Below are 17013 nucleotides of genomic sequence, written 5' to 3'. Positions count from 1 at the left end.
AGGAGTGGTTCAGAGGTGGACGCCCGCCCCTTCCCTTCCAAGCCGATGCCGGATGCGGCCCCCAGGCCCTGGCTCAGAGCAGCGGGGGCCTGGCAGATCGATCGACTGGCCACGGCCGTGCTGCTGAGCGGGCTGCTGGCCACTGCGGCCATCACGGAGCTCACGCGCCGCTTCGGGGCGGCTGGGCACAGCAGGCAGGAGCGGGCCCTGCTCACCCAGGTGAGTGATGCGATCCGCGCCAGGCTGGAGGTGAACGCGGCCGCCCTGGCCTCCGTGGTGGCGCTGTTCAACGCCTCGAGCACCGTGACCCGCGAGGAGTTCGGGCGCTTCTACGCCACGCTCAGCATCCCCGTCAGCGGCCGGGATGCGGTGAACGGCATGCAGGGGATGGGGTTTGCCCGCTTCCTCACCCCCGCGGAGCGGCAGCCGTTCGAAGCGCGCATGCGGGCCGGGGGGTTCCCTGGGTTCCGGGTGCTGCCCGCCGGTCCACGCCCGGAGTACACGGCGATCGAGTTTCTGGAGCCCGCCAACCGTGGCGATCGGCAGGCCTTCGGCTTCGACATGCTCACCACGCCGGTGCTTCGGCAAGCCATGCAGGCGGCGGCCCGCAGCGGCTCCGCCACCCTCTCCGCGGCACTGAAGCTGCAGCAGGGCACCCTCCGGCAGAACCAGCCCGGTGTGGTGCTGTTCATGCCGATCCGCCGGGAACGCGACACGCTGCTCGGCTGGGCCTACGCCCCCGTGGGGCTGAAGGACCTGTTCGAGGGGGTGCTGGCCAGCGTGAACCAGGCCGCCCTGGCGGGGGCGACGGTCCGCGTCATCGACCGCAGCGGGGATGGCGAGGCCACCCTGCTCTACTCCAACCTCAGCGAGGGGGGGATGGCTGGCAGCAGCAGGTCAACGCTCAGGACACCCTGGAGCTGGCCGGCAGGCGCTGGACGGTGCAGGTGATCCTCGGGCCGGATCAGGCGAGCCGCGCCGGCCTCACCCCAACCTTCTGGGCCGTGCTCCTCTGTGGCCTGAGCGCCAGCCTGGTGGCCGCCATGGCCGCCCATCTGCTGGCCAGCAACCAGCGCACCACCCGCGAAGCCCTGGCCGTGAGTGAAGCGGCGGCGCGGGAACGGGCCCTCGCCAGCACGGTGTTCGACGCCAGTGACCAGGGCATCGTGGTGACCGATCCGGCCGGCAGGATCCTGATGGCCAACAACGCCTTCACCCAGCTCACCGGCTACCGCCTGTCGGAGATCCAGACGCAGACGGCCGATCTGCTCAGGTCGGAGCGGCACAGCCCCGCGTTTTACAGGGACCTCTGGCAGGGGGTGCAGCAGCGGGGCTGCTGGCAGGGTGACCTCTGGAACCGCGTGCGCAGCGGAGAGATGCGCCGCCACCATCTCTCGATCACCACCGTGCGCGACGAGGCCCTCCAGCCGCGCTACCTGGTGGGTTTCCTGCAGGACATCACCGAGCGCCACGCGGCCGACGAGATGGTGCGGCACCAGGCGCTCCATGACACCCTCACCGGTCTGGCCAACCGGGCCCTGCTGATGCAGCACCTGGAGCGGGATCTGCTGCTGGCGAAGCGCTACGGACGCGCCATCGGCCTGCTCTATCTCGATCTCGACGGCTTCAAGGAGGTGAACGACCGCTACGGCCATGCCGTGGGTGACCGGGTGCTGCAGCTGGTGGGCCAGCGCCTGCAGGCGGTGTTGCGCCAGAGCGATCTGCTCTGCCGCCAGGGAGGCGACGAGTTCGTGGTGCTGGTGCCCGATGCCGGCAACCTGGATGAGCTCGTGACCCTCGCCAACAAACTGGTGACGGCCTGCGGCAGCTCCCTGGGGGATCTGGGGGCGGGGATGGCGCTCTCAGCCAGCGTGGGGATCGCCCGCTATCCGGATCACGGCGAGTCGATCGACGACCTGATGGTGGCGGCGGACAATGCCATGTACGTGGCCAAACGCACTCCCGGACGGCAGGTGCACCTGGCCGAAACCCGCCGGCGGAACTCCGGCTGAAAGCCGCTCAGGCTTTCTCCAGCTTCCGCACGATGAACGCCATCAGGGCCAGGGAGCCCGCCAGCGCAATCAACAGGGCCAGAGTCATCACAGCGAAAGCACACCGGCTCCATTATTGGGGCACGGGATCGGGGCACAGGGTGGTGCAGGGGCAGCCGGTGTTCGTCTACGGCACGCTCAAGCGGGGCATGGCCAATCACGCCTGGCTGCAACGGGAGCGATTCCTCAGCGAAGCCGCACTGCCTGGCGCCTGGCTCTACGACCTCGGGCCCTTTCCGATGGCGGTGCTGGCACCTTCCCCAGGGGCCGAGGCGGCCGTGCGGGGTGAGGTCTTCGCGGTGAGTGCCGCCGCGCTGGACGCCCTGGATCGGCTCGAGGGCGCCCCCCGGCTGTTCGAGCGCCACTGGCTGGAACTCAGCACGGGTGAGCCGGCCTGGGTGTACCTGGGGCGCTCCCACCAGGTGCGCCACTCGCCCCGCATCACCTCCGGATGCTGGCAGCGACCCGGCAGGGCGGAACGATGGACGGCCTGACCCCCAGGCGGTTGGGCCAGCTTCTGCTGCTGGGCCTGACCCAAACGATCCTGCAGGCCGGTGCCGGCACTCTGGAGCTCTGCCAGCAGTGGCAGCGCAGCCATGGCCTGGAGCGCACCGCGCTGGCCGATGCCCTTGGCCAGCGCAACGGCCTCACCAAGCAGCGCAAATTCGCCACCGCCTCACCTGGGGATCGCCGCAGCCTCTACAGCCCTGCGGACATCCAGCGGCTCTGCCGCAGCCGCTGAACCCAGGGGCCCGGGAGCTACGGCTACGCCGCCACGAGCCAGCGGCCCAGGACGCTGAGGGCCAGCACCGCGCCGGAGCCCAGCAGCAGGCGCGGCCCCCGCTGGCGCATGACGCGCCGCAGCAGGAGCAGCGATCCGAGGCTGCCGAGCCCCACCGCGGCGGTCTGGCAGAAGGCCACCACGTGGGGATCAGCCCTCCAGCCGGGCAAGGCGCCCAGCAGGGAAGGATCCACCAGCGAGGCATCCAGCGGCATCAGGCTCACGGGCAGGAGCATCCCGGCCTCGGCCATGCCGAGCGGCAGGTGGCGGGCCAGCAGCACTCCCCAGAGGAGGGGCAGCAGGGCATAGAGGAGCAGGCGTGCCTGGGGGCGCGGCAGCCACGGCCGCAGGGCCAGGAACAGCAGCGAAGGCACGGCCAGCGCCAGGCTGCCGAAGGCCAGGCGGGGCAGCAGCGATCCGGCCTGCAGGGAGGCGGGCGCCAGGGGCCACCAGCCCAGCAGCCGCTGCCAGTGGTGCAGGCACACCCCTCCAGCCAGCACCAGGATCAGCCCGCTTTCGCCCCAGGGCGGCCCCATGTCGCGCTGGATGTCGGCGGCCGGGGGCCGCAGGCGCAGCTGCACCGAGCGGTGGGGGCAGGCCTGGGCGCAGGTGAGGCAGAGCACGCAGTTGCGGTTGTCCTCCAGGTGGGCGGGATGGGTACCCAGCGGGCACCCCGCCGTGGCCAGCCCTTCCCCTTCGGCGGGGCCGCCCTTGAAGCAGGCGTAGCTGCTGCAGCTGCCGCTGCAGGTGCCCGCCTGGGCCCGGAGTTCCAGCACCGAGAGCTTGGCGAACAGGCCATTCATGCCCCCCACCGGGCAGAGATGGCGGCACCAGAAGCGCTTCTCGAAGGCCAGCGAGCCCAGCACGGCGCCGGCGGTGATCAACAGCAGCAGGCAGCTGCTGAGCCAGGCCGTGTTCTCCAGATCGGCCAGCTCCTCCCAGAGCAGGATGGCGGCGAAGCCGGCGGCCAGGACGGGCGCCGCCCAGCGATCGGTGTCGCCGCGGGGCCAGGCCCGGGGCCGCCAGCCCAGGGAGCGGGCCAGGCGCTGCGCGATCTCCCCCCACACCATGAAGGGACAGAACGCGCACCACAGCCGCCCCACCAAGGGGTAGCCCAGCAGGATCAGGGGCCACCACCAGGCCCAGAACAGGTTGAGGCCGCCGTTGTGGGCCCGGTCCTGGGGCCCCAGCCAGAGCCACAGATTCACCAGCACGAACAGCCAGCTCACCAGGCCGAACAGCAGGGTGTTCCACAGCTGCGGGGCCCGCATCCAGTCGCGGAGCCCCGGCTTCCAGCGCCAGAGATCGAAACGCAGGCGGGCCGGCCGGGATCGCGTCCAGAAGACATCCTCCGGCAGCACCTGGGAGGCACCACCCCCCCGCATGGCCTGCTCGGTGCCCTCACGGCGGCACTGCTGCAGCGCCCGGTTCACCATCTCATCGAGCTCCCGCAGGTTGTTGGGGAAGTCGTGGTTCTGCAGACGCTTCACCGTGGCTTCACTGACCTCCGGGGCCGGTGCCCAGCCCAGCTTGCGGGCGCGCAGGCGGACGCTGTAGCGCAACCACTCCCCCAGGTCCTGGCGCCGCACCCGCAGGGGCGGCACCCGGATCAGGGTGCAGACCCGGTCGAACCGGGGCAGCGCCCGCTCGGCGGTGAAGAAGAGCCGGCCTGGGAAATGGCGCTGGGAGGTGCCCGGCCCCGGCGCGCTCCACCGCCCCGTGGCGGCCAGCTCCAGCAGGGCGGGCACCAGCTCCTCGGGAACCTGGTCGACCTTGTCGATCAACAGGGAGCCCGAGCCCAGGCAATCGAGCAGCGCATCCACGCCATCGGAGTCCCTGGGGCCGAACAGGGTCGAGCCGTCGGACCGGAGGGTGGCGCCGTCCAGCCTCAGCATCAGCTGGCGCCGCTGCGGCGAACCGAAATGAATCAGGGCGGCGGTGTTGTCCTTTTCGAGGCCGGGCTCGCCACTGATCAGCACCGGCCGCCGCTGCGGATCCGCCGCCGCCGCACGGATCTGATCCCGGAGCCGGCGGGCGTAGCGGCTGCCGCCGACGACACCGCGCCGGGAGCGGCCCACCAGGTGGGGGGCCAGCTTGAGGAGGCGGTCCTGGGGATCAGAAGACACCGCAGAGGGGTTGCCGTTCCAGACCAGTCTGGATCCAGCCCGTTGGCGCGTTGGCGTGTCGCACGCCAACGCGAGGAGTGTCAGCGCTGAGTGTCAGGTTGAGGGGGAGGTCAGGCCAGCGGCGGCAGCATCGGAGGGATGGAACCGCCCGCCAGAAGAGCGCCGGCAAGGGGAGCGAGCGGACCGCTCGGGTTGAACTGAACTCCGCTGGTGTCGATGAAGCTTGCCGCGGCCACGGGGTTGGCAATGATCTGCTTGTTCAACCGGACAGCCGGTGAAAACGGCACCTGGAGATCATCAAGCCCAAGCAACAAGGAGCCGCTCCTGTTATTGGCCCGAACATTCAACCCACCAGTAATCAGCCTGGTTTTGAAATCCTTGGCCAGGAGTGATTGCTTGGCGCTCAGGATAGCCTTCCCCTTCAGAATGATCCTGCCGGTGAGATAGAGCGAAGCCACCGTGCCTCCCCCCAGGGCCGGCGGCAGGCTGGGCAATGGCGAAACAAGGCTGTCCAGACCAACCTTGGCCTTGAAATTCAGAGTGAATTTCTTCGGCGTGATGTTGAAGCGGCTCTAGACACCAGAAACAGAAGACGAAAGCCCCGGGGCAATCGCCTCACTGAGGTTGTCAACGAACTTCTTGAGCGGCCTGGTGTAGCGATAGTTCGTCCTCTCGCGATACACCTTGCCAGACGACTTGAAAAAGACCGGGTTGGCAGTCATGGCGCTAATCTCCTAACGCACAGCTTCACTGTAGAAATGGCCTGAACTCAGGATTTCCGCCCGTGCGGATTCTTCATCTGCCCCCCCGATCCACCGTTTCACCTCCCTTGCTCCAGGCCCCCGGACCCCCCAGGAGCAGCACGCCGCTCCCTTGTGCAGGCGATCCCTTGGTGAGCGGCCCCGCTGCCACCCCCTTCCTGTGGCGGGGCCATCCGCTCACCCTGCTGGCGGATCGCGCCGTGTGGGATCCGACGCAGGCTGTGCTGCTGGTGGCAGACCTGCACCTCGGCAAGGCCGAAACCTTCCAGAGCCATGGCATCCCCCTGCCCAGCGACGGCGATGCCACCACCCTGAACGCGCTGCTGGCGTTGGCCCATCGCCATCAGCCGCGGCAGGTGGTGGTGCTGGGCGACCTGATCCACAGCCGGCTCGGGCTCACCCAGGAGCTGCGCAGCAAGCTGGCCGCCCTGCCGGCGCTGCTGGGCTGTCCCCTGCGCCTGATCGGCGGCAACCACGAACGGGGCAGCTGGATCGAGGGGTTGCCCCAGGAACCGTCCCTGGCGCTCGGGCCCTGGTGGCTGAGCCATGAACCCGACCCCCGGCAGGACCGGCTCAACCTCTGCGGTCATCTCCATCCGGTGGCGCTGGTGGGGCGGGGGCGCGACCGCCTGCGCCTGCCCTGCTTCAGCTACAGCCTGCAGCAGGAACGGCTGGCCCTGCCGGCCTTTGGTGCCCTCACCGGCGGCCATCCCCTGGGCAGCGGCGAACAGCAGTGGCTGGTGGTGGAAGGAAACGTGCAGGCCTGGCCAGGCTGAGCAGCGCGTTCAGCCCTCGCTGGCCAGGGCCCGCACCACATCCCCCCGGGTCAGCACCCCCACGGGCCGCCGCTCGTCATCCACCACGAACAGGCGCTGGGTGCCGCTCTCGTGCAGCTGGCGTGCCGCCGCCGGCAGCGGCAGATCGGCGCCACAGGTGTGGCAGCCCTTGCGCATCACCTCGCCCACCGTGCTGCCCAGCACCTGATGCACCTGCTTGTCCCACTGCAGGGGATTGCGCAGGTAGATCACCGCGTCGAGCAGCATCACGTAGGGGCCGGCATCGAAGCCGCTCTCCCGCACCATCAGGTCCTGCTCGGTGAGCTCGCCCACCAGGGCGCCGGCCCCATCGAGCACCGGCACGCCACCGATGTGGTGCTCACTCATCAGCTGCACCGCCTCCTGCAGGGGTGTGTCCACGCCCACGCTCAGCACCGGGCTGGTCATCACGGCAGAGACGGACTGGGCAACCACGGCATCGGGAACGGCTTGCAGGCATTCTGAGCCTGTGGGTGGAAGGGCGATGCGGGGCAACACGATGCGACGCCTGGCCGACGGGCTCACCGTGCTGCGGGCCCTTCTGGGATTGCCGCTGCTTCTCGCCCTGCTCACCGATCGCGCGGTGCTGGCCTGGCTGCTGCTGCTGGCCGGCGGCCTCAGCGACTGGGCCGATGGCGCGCTGGCCCGGCGCGCCGGCGGCGGCACGGCCTGGGGCGCCCGGCTGGATCCCCTCACCGACAAGATCCTGATCAGCGCACCCCTGCTCTGGCTGGGGGCCAAGGGCGTGCTGCCGCTGCTGGCGGTGTGGGTGCTGCTGGCCCGCGAGCTGCTGATCTCAGGATGGAGGGCCGGTCAGGGCAGCGGCGGCCCGGCCTCGCTGGGAGGCAAGCTCAAGACGGTGCTGCAGTTTGCCAGCCTGCTGCTGCTGCTCTGGCCCTGGGGAGGCGCGGGGCTGCTGGCCAGCGTGGGCTGGTGGCTGTTCTGGCCGTCGCTGCTGCTGGCCCTCAGTTCCGCCTGGGGCTACCTGCGCGCCGGCTGAGCAGCAGCCGGGCGCCTTCAGGCGGCAGCGGCCAGCAGGGCTTCATCGGTCGAGAAGTCCGGCGTGACGGGGGCACGCAGGGCGTAGTCGTGCACGAAGCTGTCGCGCAGGGTGGCGTCCAGATCGAAGGCCGGCTCCCAGGCCAGTTCCCGCCGCACCCGGGTGGTGTCGGTGAGGAAATGGGCCAGCCGCAGCGGGAAGGCCTTGCGGGCCTTCTTGTCCAGGCCGGTGGGATTGAAGCTGCGCACCTCCACCGCCGCCGGATCCTGGCCGCAGGCCCGGGCCGCCGCCTCCACCAGGCCGCGGAAGGTCACGCCCTTGCTGCCGGTGCAGTTGTAGATCCGGTTCGCTGAGGCCTCCACCTCGATGCAGCGGGCCATGGCCGTGGCCAGATCCCGCACGTGCCCCAGCTGGGTGATGGTGCTGCCGTCGCCGGGAAGGGGCACGGGCCGGCCATGCAGGATCCGATCGAAGAACCAGCTCTCCACCGGGTTGTAGTTGCCGGGTCCCACGATGTACGTGGGCCGGAAGCTGGTGAAGGGAATGCCCTGCTGCCGCAGCCAGGCTTCGGTTTCGGCCTTGCCCGCATGGCGGCTGGCGGGGTCGGTCGGACTCTCTTCATCGAGGGGCCAGAGTTCGGAATCGGCGTAGACCCCGGCTGAACTCACGTAGACGAACCGGTGGCCCGGCGCGCCGGTGCGCTCCAGCACGGCCTGGGAATCCGCCAGGCTGCGGCCGGAGCTGTCCACGATCACGTCGAAACGGCGACCGGCCAGCGGCGCCAGAGCCTCGGGATCGGAACGGTCCCCCACCAGGTGCTCCACGCCGCCAGGCACGGGATTGCGGCCCCGGGTGAAGAGGGTCAGGGCATGCCCCTGCGTCAGCAGCTGCTCCACCAGAGGCCTGCCCACGAAGCGGGTTCCCCCCATGACGAGGATCTGCATGGCGGCGCTGCACAAGGGCAGGGCCATTCTCCCGGTTGGCCCGCCCGCGGAGCTCCGCCGCCCTCAGGCCGTGAGCAAGCTGGCCCAGAGCGGCACCGTGACGAGCCCCAGCAGGGTGCTCCACAGCACCAGGGCCGCCGCCTGCTCCGCCGACGCCCGGTTCAGCCGCTCCTGCTCCGCCGACGGCCCCGGCGGCCGCAGCTCCGCCAGCAGCAGCACGGAGACGGCGGTGGGGGTGGCCGCCTGGAGCACGAGGGCGGCGCGCACCAGCGGCGGCAGGGCCAGCAGCGCCGTCAGGGCGAGCACACAGGCCGGGAACACCAGCAGCTTCCCCCCGAGGGGCCACCAGAGCCGCCGGGCCAGGGGCGCCCCCAGCGCACCACCCATCCGCAATCCCACCACCAGCAGCGAGAGCAGCAGCACCAGCCGGGCCGGCCACCAGAGCATGGCAGCGAGGGACTCGCGCCAGGGGGTCAGCTGCACCACCAGGGCCGCACCCAGCCCGCGCAGCGCCGGGCTGGCGGCCAGGGCGGCCACCAGCGCCCGCGGCCCGGCGGGCTGGCCACCGAACAGCACGGGCCCGAGGCTCCAGGTGAAGAGGGTGGCGGCCAGGTCGTAACTCACGCAGTAGGCCACGGCCTCGGCCGGCAGCAACGCCAGGGCCGCCGGGATGCCGAAGTAGGCCGTGTTGCCCACCACGGCCCCCCACTGCTCCACCGGCCCTGGCAGGGCCCGACGCAGGACCGGCAGCCGCTGCAACAGCACCAGGGCGGAGGCCACCAGCGCCAGGGTGATCAGCAGCACGTCCACGAAGCGGCCATCCACCCCCGTGCGCAGCAGCAGCCCCATCACGCTGAACGGCACGCCCCACCGCACCAGCAGGGGCGCCACACGGGTGGAGAGGTGGGGCCAGCGCCTGGCCATGGCGAGACCGGCTACCAGGGCAGGCACCAGCTCCAGCAGAAAAGCCATGGCGGCGCGAGGTGCAGCGCGAAGTGCAGCGCGAAGGGCGGCTTCAGCGACGATTCACAATGACACCAGTGAGTCGGGAACCATGCGTCTGAGTCGGGCCTACACGGCCCAGGCCGGGATGCTGGAGCGCAGCGGCGGGTACCGCCATTTCGCCCTGGTCGGTGAACGGGGCCGCCGCGGCGCGCGCGCCGCAGAACTGGCCGCCGTGCTGGACCCGGGCCTGCGGCTGCTGGTGCCGCTGCCGCAGTTGCGCGACAGGCGGCTCTGGCAGCCTGGCTGGCAGCAACTGCGCCGCCCCATGCAGATCATCCCGGCCATCGACCTGCTGGAGGGGCAGTGCGTGCGGCTGCATCAGGGCGACTACGGCCAGGTGACGCGCTTCTCCGACGATCCCGTGGCCCAGGCCCTGGCCTGGCAGGCCCAGGGCGCCCAGCGCCTGCACCTGGTGGACCTCGACGGTGCCCGCACCGGGCTGCCGCTGAACGACGCGGTGGTGAAGGCCATCACGGCGGCGCTCTCGATCCCCGTGCAGCTGGGCGGGGGAGTGCGCACGGCGGAGCGGGCCGAAGAACTGCTGGCCTGCGGCCTTGACCGGGTGATCCTCGGCACCGTGGCGGTGGAGCAACCCGAGCTGGTGGACGCCCTGGCGGCCCGCCACCCCGGCCGCATCGTGGTGGGCATCGACGCCCGCGACGGCATGGTGGCCACCCGCGGCTGGGTGAGCGCCAGCAGCACCGAGGCCACGGCCCTGGCCGAGCGGTTCAGCGGCAGTGGCGTCGCCGCCATCATCAGCACCGACATCGCCACCGACGGCACCCTGGCGGGGCCGAATCTCGAAGCCCTGCGGGCCATGGCCACCGCCAGTGCGGTGCCGGTGATCGCCTCCGGAGGCATCGGCTGTCTCGAACACCTGCTCTCACTGCTGAGCCTCGAGCCGCTTGGCGTGGAGGGGGTGATCGTGGGGCGCGCCCTCTACGACGGCTCCGTGGACCTGGGCGAGGCGATCGCCGCCGTGGACGAGGGGCGGCTGCAGGATTGCGGCAATCCGCCGGCCAGCGCCAGCCTCGCCTGAGCCAACCCGAACACGGAACGCTTGTGGGCTGGCCTATAACAGATTCAGTCCTGCCGTGATGAAACGGATTGAACGCGTCGGCCCCAGCAAGCCTCCCCACCAGCGTGGAAGCGGTCTACCGACGCTGCCGTGATCTCGGCATGCGGCTGAGCCGTCAGCGGCGCATGGTGCTCGATCTGCTGTGGGCCGAGAAAAGCCATCTCAGCGCCCGGGACATCTTCGAGAAGCTCAATGACCTGGGCCGCAACATCGGCCACACTTCCGTCTATCAGAACCTCGAGGCGCTCCAGTCCGCCGGGGTGATCGAGTGCCTCGACCGGGCCAACGGCCGCCTCTACGGCTACCGCAGTGATCCCCACAGCCACATCACCTGCCTGGAATCCGGAGCGATCGAGGATCTCGATGTGGAACTTCCCCCCGACCTGCTGCGGCAGATCGAGGAGCGCACCGGCTACCGCATCGAGACCTACACCCTCAACCTCACCGGACGCCGCTGCCGGCCCCCGCTGGAGAAACAGCCCTGAGCTCGTTACCTTGGTCCATCACCGTGGCCCTGGTGCGTGAGTCCGCAGCTGCTGCTGTTCGCTGAACCCCTGGTGGCGTCGGGGCTGCTTCGCCTGCTGGCCGAGCATTTCGACGACCTGGAGGTGGTGCTGGAGCCGTCACGGCTCGAGGGGGCTCCGGCGCTGGTGCTCTGGCGCCCGGCGGCCGGCACCGGTGCCGAGGTCCTGCGGCGGGAATGCCTGCTGCTGCGCGAACGCTGGCGCCCGGCTCCGCTGCTGGTGCTGCTTCCCCCCGGCCACGGGCTGGCCGCTTCGACACTGCTGGCCCTTTCCGCCCACGGCCTGCTGGAAGCACCCGGCCTGGAGGATCTGCTGGAAGCGGTGCGCACCCTCCGCGCCGGCGGCAGGGTGCTGCAGCTCCAGACTCCGCTGCCCCAGGGCATGCCGCAGGAACGGCCCCAGCAGCTCGGCCTGGGCCAGAAGCTGCTGGTGAGCGGGCTGGAGCAGATCGAGGCCAGCAGTGCCCTCTGCCGCCGCCTCCTCGATCCGCCGCCCAGCCAGCCCCTGCAGCGCTGGGCCCTGGAGGGCCGCCTGCGGGAACTGGCCTGTGCCCGGCAGCTGCTGCTGCTGCTCTGGGGACCCCTCAGCATGGCCTGGGAGCTGCCGGACACCGCCGCTCCCGTTCCCGAAACCCCGGCGGCGCGGGCCGGCGGCGGCGGCAGCCTCACCCTGCAGCAGCGCAACGCCGCCGGCATCTGGCTGGCGGTGCGTCAGCGCCTGGAAACCGCCATCACCGCCGGGCTCGAGAACCAGAGCGGACAGCTGCTCGCCATCGAAGGGCTCCACCCGGAGCGCTGCCGCGACCTGCTGCTGGCGCTGCTCGACCAGCTGGAGAGCCTGCGCGGCCAGCTGGCCTCGGAGGCGGAGGGGGCCAACGCCCTGCTGGAGCGGTGGCTGGCCTGCCAGCCCCAGCTGCGCGAGCAGGCGCTGCGCACCATGGCCAGCCCGTACGTGCAGCTGCCCCGCCAGGGCGTGCTGGAACCGGTGGCCCGCACCCTGATCGCCTCCAGCGACCTCACGGTGGTGGACCCGGACCTGCCCGATCTGCAGCCGATGCTGGCCACCCTGGTGCTGGCCCAGCCGCTGCTGGTGGAGGGCCAGCTGGTGCCCGCCGACGAGATGCGCGCTGTGCTGCACCTGGAGCGACTGGTGGCCAACTGGCTGGTGCGCACGGCGGAGCTGCTGGCGGCGGACGTGCTCGCCTGCTGCGGCAGCTGGCCCGAGCTGCGGCGCTACCTGCTGCGCTCGGACCTGCTCGCCACCCGCAACCTCGAGCGGCTGCGCAACCAGCTCAACGCCCAGCAGCGCTGGGGCGACCTGTTCGAGCGGCCGGTGGCCATCTACGAAAGCCGCCGCCAGCTGCTGTGCGTGGACACCGGACGCATCGCCGCCGTGAACCTGCTGGAGCCCCGGGACGGGGAACTGCAGCGGCTGGGCCCACTGCAGCAGCTGGTGACCCTGGCCCTGGAAACCCGGGATGCCGTGGCGCCCCAGCTGCGGCAGCTGATCCAGAGCCTGGGCAACCTGGTGGTGGTAGTGCTCACCGAGGTGGTAGGCCGGGCGATCGGCCTGGTGGGACGCGGCATCCTGCAGGGGATGGGCCGCCGGACCGGCCGCCCCTAGGCAGGCCCAACCCTCCATGGGGCCCAACCCTCCACAATGCCCCCATTCCTCGGGGACCAGGGCGTTGCGGATGCCAGACCACACCAGGCCAAGCCACACCACGCCAGATCACACCACACCACGCCACGCCGCGCCAAGCCATGGCAGGACGGGTTGGATGGGGAGCCTGCTGGCCGCCCTGCTGACCCTGGCGGCGCTGTTCAGCGGCGGTCCGGCGGCCCTGGCCTCCCTCACCAACAACACCTACGACGGCAACATCTACGCCCTCTATGCCGGCAACGGGTCGCTGGTGCCACCCCGCAGCAGCCTGGCCCAGACCCTCCAGGAGCACCGGCCGGCCGTGCTGGTGTTCTATCTCGACGACGATGCCGCCAGCAAGCAGTTCTCCCCGGTGGTGTCGGAGCTGCAGCGGCTCTGGGGCAACAACATCGAACTGATTCCCCTGGTCACCGACCCCCTGCAGAACCGACCGGATTCCGGGCCCTCCGACCCGGCCCACTACTGGCGCGGCCACACGCCCCAGGTGGTGGTGCTCAACGGCGAGGGCCGCGTGGTGCTCGATGCCGAGGGGCCCGTGTCGGTGGACCGCATCAACCCGGCGGTGAGTGAAGCCACCGGCATCCCCCTGCCGGACTCCTTCCGCAGCAGCGGCAGCGTGAGCTTCAACGAGCTGAACACCGAGGTGATCGGCAGCCGATGACAACGCCGAGCCGAGCCACCCGGATCGAGACCGACAGCATGGGCGCCATGGAGGTGCCCGCCGAGCGCTACTGGGGCGCCCAGACCCAGCGCTCGATCCGGTTCTTTCCCTTTGGCCAGCCGATGCCGGCGGCCGTGGTGCATGCCTTCGGCCAGCTCAAGGCCGCCTGCGCCGAGGTGAATGCCGCCCGCGGACGGCTGGATCCCGCCCTGGCCGCCCTGATCGTGGCGGCGGCCGAGGAGGTGGCCGCGGGGGAGCTGGATGCGGAATTTCCCCTGAAGGTGTGGCAGACGGGCTCCGGCACCCAGACGAACATGAACGTCAACGAGGTGATCGCCAACCGGGCCATCGAGGCGGCTGGCGGCGTGCTGGGGTCCAGGCAGCCAGTGCATCCCAACGACCACGTCAACCTCAGCCAGTCGAGCAATGACACCTTCCCGGCCGCCCTGCACGTGGCCGTGGCCCTGGAGCTGCGGCGGCAGCTGATTCCGGCCGTGGAGGGCCTGCGGGCGGCCCTGGAGGCCAAGGCCTCGGCCTACGGCGGGGTGATCAAGATCGGCCGCACCCACCTGCAGGATGCGGTGCCCCTCAGCCTGGGGCAGGAGTTCAGCGGCTACGGGGCCCAGCTGGAGCTGGGGCTGCACACCCTCGAGGCCGCCCTGCCCCAGCTCCACCAGCTGGCGATCGGCGGCACGGCCGTGGGAACGGGCCTGAATGCCCCCCACGGCTTCGGTGAGGCCGTGGCTGCGCGGCTGGCGGAGCGCCTCGGCCTGCCGTTCACCAGCGCGCCGAACAAGTTCCAGGCCCTGGCCGGCCATGAGCCCCTGGCGGCGGTGCACGGGGCCCTCACGGTGCTGGCGGGCTCGCTGATGAAGATCGCCAACGACATCCGCTGGCTGGCCAGCGGTCCCCGCTGCGGCCTCGGCGAGCTGGTGCTGCCGGAGAACGAGCCGGGCTCCTCGATCATGCCGGGCAAGGTGAATCCCACCCAGTGCGAGAGCCTCACCATGGTGGCGGTGCAGGTGATGGGCAACAACACGGCCGTGCAGATGGCCGCCAGCCAGGGCAACTTCGAACTCAACGTGTTCAAGCCTCTGATCGCCCACAACGTGCTCGAGAGCATCACGCTGCTGGCCGGCGCCTGCCAGGGCTTCCGCACCTTCTGCATCGAGGGCCTGGTGGCCGACGAGGCGCGGATCGCCACCCTGCTCGATCAGAGCCTGATGCTGGTGACCGCCCTGACGCCGGCCATCGGCTACGACCGGGCCTGCGCCATCGCCAAGCACGCCCACCAGCACCAGCTCAGTCTGCGGGAGGCGGCGCTGGTGCTGGGGGAACTGAGCGCCGAGGAGTTCGACCGCTGGGTGCAGCCCGGGGAGATGGTGGAGGCCTCCGGCGGCCGGCCCTGAGCGTCCGGCCCTGAGCGCCCGGCAGCGCGGCCGGACCCTCGCAGCCAGACCCTTCCCGGCCGGATCGCCCCCGGGGTTGGTGTCAGGCGCTACCGGGCTGGGACCTGGCGCTGGATACGGTCGACCGTTCCCCTTTGCCGGCAGAGTCCGAATGATACGCGCGCCCCGTGAGCTTGGAACACGCAACCCTCTGAGGTGGCGCGCCCCCCTGAGTGCCTGGCTTCTGGCTGGTGGCTCGGCCCTGGTGCTGGGCCTGCCCGCGACGCCGGCGCACGCCCACCCGGACCACCACCAGCCCACCCAGCAGGGCAGCCATACCGCCGGCCAGCAGCACACCAACCCCCAGCACGACCACGACCACAGCCACGACCACAGCCACTGAGGCTGGCCGGCTCAGCCCGTTGGTAGTGATGGGCACGGAGCGATTGCTCCGCGTCGCCCACACTCCTGAGGCGGACAGGTTCTAGGGTTCCGGCCCGTTTCCCGCTGATCATCAGCGGGCAGCGTGGTGTCTGGTCCGAGAGAACCCCACCGGCATTGCCGGTGCACGGAGGGATAGAAGCCCGGGAGACCGCCCCATCGCCCTCTCCCGTCTCCCCCATGGTTTCACCGTCAGGTGCCGAAGGCGCCTTCGATCGGCAGCATCCCAGCGAAGGATTCCGCGCCCTCGAGAAGGAGCGCCAGCTGCCCCTCACCGGCTGGCAACAGGAGGTGGATCAGGCCCATCGCTTCGGCCTGGAAGCGGCCGAGAGCATCGTGGACCGGCGCATCTCCACCTTCTCCCGCGGTGAGCTGCCCCACTACGCGGGCATCAACACCTTCATGAAGGCCCCCTACATCGAGGATGTGAACCGCGTCGGCGACTTCGACGTGGCCATCCTCGGGGTGCCCCACGATTCCGGCACCACCTACCGGCCCGGCACCCGCTTCGGCCCCCAGGGCATCCGCCGCATCTCCGCCCTCTACACCCCCTACAACTACGAGATGGGCGTGGATCTGCGCGAGCAGATCAGGCTCTGCGATGTGGGCGACATCTTCACGATTCCGGGCAACAACGAGAAGAGCTTCGACCAGATCTCCAAGGGCGTGGCGCACGTGTTCAGCAGCGGCGCCTTCCCGATCATCCTGGGCGGCGATCACTCGATCGGCTTTCCCACCGTGCGCGGCGTGTGCCGCCACCTGGGCGACAAGAAGGTGGGGATCATCCACTTCGATCGCCACGTGGACACCCAGGAGATCGATCTCGACGAACGGATGCACACCTGCCCGTGGTTCCACGCCACGAACATGGCCAACGCGCCGGCGCCCAACCTGGTGCAGCTCGGCATCGGCGGCTGGCAGGTGCCGCGCGAGGGGGTGAAGGTGTGCCGCGAGCGGGGCACCAACGTGCTCACCGTCACCGACATCTGCGAGATGGGGCTGGAGGCGGCGGCGAAGTTCGCGATCCAGCGCGCCACCGACGGCACCGACTGCGTGTACATCTCCTTCGACATCGACTGCATCGACGCCGGCTTCGTACCCGGCACCGGCTGGCCCGAGCCGGGCGGCCTGCTGCCGCGGGAGGCCCTCAAGCTGCTGGAGCTGATCGTGCGCAACGTGCCGGTGTGCGGCTTGGAGGTGGTGGAGGTGTCGCCCCCCTACGACATCAGCGACATGACCTCCCTGATGGCCACCCGGGTGATCTGCGACACCATGGCCCACCTGGTGGTGAGCGGCCAGCTGCCCCGCAGGCAGAAGCCCGCCTGGCTGCATGAGGCCTGCAACATGGCCGTCGATCAGAAGTGGAGATAGGCCGATGCATGAAGTCGACATGACCAGATGCCTGCTGCTGGCCATGCAGGAGTGGAAGCAGCAGCACGCCCCCGCCGAGCCGGAGGTGTCCACGGTGCACCTGATCGTGGGGGCCTTCACCTGCGTGGAGCCGGAGCAGCTGGTGTTCACCTGGAATGCCGCCGTGACCGGCAGCTGGCTCGCCGGTGCCGCCCTGGCGATCGAAACCGTTCCCCTGCTCGGGCGCTGCCTGCGCTGCAGCAACACCTACGCACCGTTGGCCGAACAGGGCTACCGCTCCCCCTGCTGCGACCACCCGATGGAGGAGATCGTGAGCGGCCGCGAACTCAAGATCCGCTCCGTCGATTACACCCTCCGGCCGCCGGTCTGCCGCCCGTCCTCGTCCCTGCTCACCCCCGCCTGATC

General features: G+C 70.6%; 19 protein-coding genes and 1 pseudogene. 15 read left to right on the top strand and 5 right to left on the bottom strand.

Annotated features, from left to right (window positions below):
- Positions 1-45: 45 nt before the first annotated feature.
- The 4 genes from CBM981_RS01430 (at position 46) to CBM981_RS01415 (ending at position 2793) form a co-directional block, all read left to right on the top strand.
- Positions 46-951 carry a CHASE domain-containing protein gene (locus CBM981_RS01430; RefSeq protein WP_087066952.1) on the top strand — a complete coding sequence of 302 codons (906 nt, stop codon included), beginning with the start codon at positions 46-48 and terminating at the stop codon, positions 949-951.
- Positions 942-2012 carry a GGDEF domain-containing protein gene (locus CBM981_RS01425; protein WP_087066951.1) on the top strand — a complete coding sequence of 357 codons (1071 nt, stop codon included), beginning with the start codon at positions 942-944 and terminating at the stop codon, positions 2010-2012. Before CBM981_RS01430 ends, CBM981_RS01425 begins: the two co-directional genes overlap by 10 nt.
- Before the next feature lie 140 nt (positions 2013-2152).
- Positions 2153-2545, top strand: a complete 393-nt coding sequence (locus CBM981_RS01420) for a gamma-glutamylcyclotransferase (protein ID WP_225867463.1) — start codon at positions 2153-2155, stop codon at positions 2543-2545.
- The gene (locus CBM981_RS01415; protein WP_087066949.1) at positions 2533-2793 is read left to right on the top strand and encodes a hypothetical protein; all 261 of its coding nucleotides are present in this window, start codon (positions 2533-2535) and stop codon (positions 2791-2793) included. Before CBM981_RS01420 ends, CBM981_RS01415 begins: the two co-directional genes overlap by 13 nt.
- Before the next feature lie 23 nt (positions 2794-2816).
- On the opposite strand, the gene CBM981_RS01410 is transcribed toward CBM981_RS01415, so the two are convergent.
- Together CBM981_RS01410 and CBM981_RS15130 are read right to left on the bottom strand one after the other, a co-directional pair.
- On the bottom strand, positions 2817-4958 hold the full coding sequence (locus tag CBM981_RS01410; protein WP_087066948.1) for a 4Fe-4S binding protein: 2142 nt from the start codon (positions 4956-4958) through the stop codon (positions 2817-2819).
- Between the two features lie 110 nt (positions 4959-5068).
- Positions 5069-5416 carry a hypothetical protein gene (locus CBM981_RS15130; protein WP_172820784.1) on the bottom strand — a complete coding sequence of 116 codons (348 nt, stop codon included), beginning with the start codon at positions 5414-5416 and terminating at the stop codon, positions 5069-5071.
- A gap of 434 nt (positions 5417-5850) precedes the next feature.
- Between CBM981_RS15130 and pdeM the strand changes: the two genes are divergently transcribed.
- Positions 5851-6495, top strand: a complete 645-nt coding sequence (pdeM, locus tag CBM981_RS01405) for a ligase-associated DNA damage response endonuclease PdeM (RefSeq protein WP_369801659.1) — start codon at positions 5851-5853, stop codon at positions 6493-6495.
- A 9-nt stretch (positions 6496-6504) separates the two neighbouring features.
- Here the strand turns inward: pdeM and CBM981_RS01400 are convergent, their stop codons facing one another.
- Complete coding sequence (locus tag CBM981_RS01400; RefSeq protein WP_087066946.1) at positions 6505-6942, bottom strand: CBS domain-containing protein; 438 nt, start codon at positions 6940-6942, stop codon at positions 6505-6507.
- A gap of 91 nt (positions 6943-7033) precedes the next feature.
- Between CBM981_RS01400 and CBM981_RS01395 the strand changes: the two genes are divergently transcribed.
- Positions 7034-7534: a CDP-alcohol phosphatidyltransferase family protein gene (locus CBM981_RS01395; protein WP_087069098.1), complete on the top strand. Its 501-nt coding sequence runs from the start codon at positions 7034-7036 to the stop codon at positions 7532-7534.
- A 17-nt stretch (positions 7535-7551) separates the two neighbouring features.
- On the opposite strand, the gene CBM981_RS01390 is transcribed toward CBM981_RS01395, so the two are convergent.
- Complete coding sequence (locus tag CBM981_RS01390; protein WP_087069097.1) at positions 7552-8478, bottom strand: NAD-dependent epimerase/dehydratase family protein; 927 nt, start codon at positions 8476-8478, stop codon at positions 7552-7554.
- A 63-nt stretch (positions 8479-8541) separates the two neighbouring features.
- A complete protein-coding gene (locus tag CBM981_RS01385) occupies positions 8542-9450 on the bottom strand; it encodes a hypothetical protein (protein ID WP_087066945.1) in 909 nt (302 codons plus the stop codon).
- Here CBM981_RS01385 and CBM981_RS16140 point away from each other — a divergent pair.
- From CBM981_RS16140 to CBM981_RS01345, 9 genes and pseudogenes are all read left to right on the top strand, one after another.
- Positions 9401-9721 (top strand): annotated as a pseudogene (locus CBM981_RS16140) (TIGR02450 family Trp-rich protein); the annotation flags it as partial. The gene CBM981_RS01385 and the pseudogene CBM981_RS16140 sit on opposite strands and share 50 nt — an antisense overlap.
- A gap of 27 nt (positions 9722-9748) precedes the next feature.
- On the top strand, positions 9749-10522 hold the full coding sequence (hisA, locus tag CBM981_RS01380; RefSeq protein ID WP_225867610.1) for a 1-(5-phosphoribosyl)-5-[(5-phosphoribosylamino)methylideneamino]imidazole-4-carboxamide isomerase: 774 nt from the start codon (positions 9749-9751) through the stop codon (positions 10520-10522).
- A 140-nt stretch (positions 10523-10662) separates the two neighbouring features.
- Positions 10663-11046 carry a Fur family transcriptional regulator gene (locus CBM981_RS01375; RefSeq protein WP_225867609.1) on the top strand — a complete coding sequence of 128 codons (384 nt, stop codon included), beginning with the start codon at positions 10663-10665 and terminating at the stop codon, positions 11044-11046.
- A gap of 36 nt (positions 11047-11082) precedes the next feature.
- A complete protein-coding gene (locus CBM981_RS01370; RefSeq protein ID WP_087066942.1) occupies positions 11083-12708 on the top strand; it encodes a DUF3685 domain-containing protein in 1626 nt (541 codons plus the stop codon).
- Between the two features lie 157 nt (positions 12709-12865).
- Entirely contained in the window at positions 12866-13408 is a 543-nt protein-coding gene (locus tag CBM981_RS01365; protein WP_087066941.1) for a thylakoid membrane photosystem I accumulation factor, read from the top strand.
- Positions 13405-14817, top strand: a complete 1413-nt coding sequence (fumC, locus tag CBM981_RS01360; RefSeq protein ID WP_087066940.1) for a class II fumarate hydratase — start codon at positions 13405-13407, stop codon at positions 14815-14817. The genes CBM981_RS01365 and fumC overlap by 4 nt, the downstream gene beginning before the upstream one ends.
- Before the next feature lie 244 nt (positions 14818-15061).
- Complete coding sequence (locus CBM981_RS15125; RefSeq protein WP_157665292.1) at positions 15062-15199, top strand: hypothetical protein; 138 nt, start codon at positions 15062-15064, stop codon at positions 15197-15199.
- A 218-nt stretch (positions 15200-15417) separates the two neighbouring features.
- Positions 15418-16608: an agmatinase gene (speB, locus tag CBM981_RS01350; RefSeq protein WP_087066938.1), complete on the top strand. Its 1191-nt coding sequence runs from the start codon at positions 15418-15420 to the stop codon at positions 16606-16608.
- On the top strand, positions 16568-17011 hold the full coding sequence (locus tag CBM981_RS01345) for a hydrogenase maturation nickel metallochaperone HypA (RefSeq protein WP_369801658.1): 444 nt from the start codon (positions 16568-16570) through the stop codon (positions 17009-17011). Before speB ends, CBM981_RS01345 begins: the two co-directional genes overlap by 41 nt.
- Positions 17012-17013: the final 2 nt, after the last annotated feature.

The organism is Cyanobium sp. NIES-981 (genome assembly GCF_900088535.1).
Taxonomy (GTDB): Bacteria; Cyanobacteriota; Cyanobacteriia; order PCC-6307; family Cyanobiaceae; genus NIES-981.
This window is presented reverse-complemented; position numbering and strand designations above follow the sequence as displayed.

What these genes read in the sequence shown, in the direction of transcription:
- CBM981_RS01390 (WP_087069097.1), bottom strand. Translation starts at nt 8,478, where the DNA reads ATGCAGATCCTCGTCATGGGGGGAACCCGCTTCGTGGGCAGGCCTCTG.
- CBM981_RS01365 (WP_087066941.1), top strand. Translation starts at nt 12,866, where the DNA reads ATGGGGAGCCTGCTGGCCGCCCTGCTGACCCTGGCGGCGCTGTTCAGC.
- CBM981_RS01395 (WP_087069098.1), top strand. Translation starts at nt 7,034, where the DNA reads ATGCGACGCCTGGCCGACGGGCTCACCGTGCTGCGGGCCCTTCTGGGA.
- speB (WP_087066938.1), top strand. Translation starts at nt 15,418, where the DNA reads ATGGTTTCACCGTCAGGTGCCGAAGGCGCCTTCGATCGGCAGCATCCC.
- CBM981_RS01375 (WP_225867609.1), top strand. Translation starts at nt 10,663, where the DNA reads ATGCGGCTGAGCCGTCAGCGGCGCATGGTGCTCGATCTGCTGTGGGCC.
- CBM981_RS01385 (WP_087066945.1), bottom strand. Translation starts at nt 9,450, where the DNA reads ATGGCTTTTCTGCTGGAGCTGGTGCCTGCCCTGGTAGCCGGTCTCGCC.
- hisA (WP_225867610.1), top strand. Translation starts at nt 9,749, where the DNA reads ATGCAGATCATCCCGGCCATCGACCTGCTGGAGGGGCAGTGCGTGCGG.
- CBM981_RS01345 (WP_369801658.1), top strand. Translation starts at nt 16,568, where the DNA reads ATGAGGCCTGCAACATGGCCGTCGATCAGAAGTGGAGATAGGCCGATG.
- CBM981_RS01400 (WP_087066946.1), bottom strand. Translation starts at nt 6,942, where the DNA reads ATGACCAGCCCGGTGCTGAGCGTGGGCGTGGACACACCCCTGCAGGAG.
- CBM981_RS01415 (WP_087066949.1), top strand. Translation starts at nt 2,533, where the DNA reads ATGGACGGCCTGACCCCCAGGCGGTTGGGCCAGCTTCTGCTGCTGGGC.
- CBM981_RS01430 (WP_087066952.1), top strand. Translation starts at nt 46, where the DNA reads ATGCCGGATGCGGCCCCCAGGCCCTGGCTCAGAGCAGCGGGGGCCTGG.
- fumC (WP_087066940.1), top strand. Translation starts at nt 13,405, where the DNA reads ATGACAACGCCGAGCCGAGCCACCCGGATCGAGACCGACAGCATGGGC.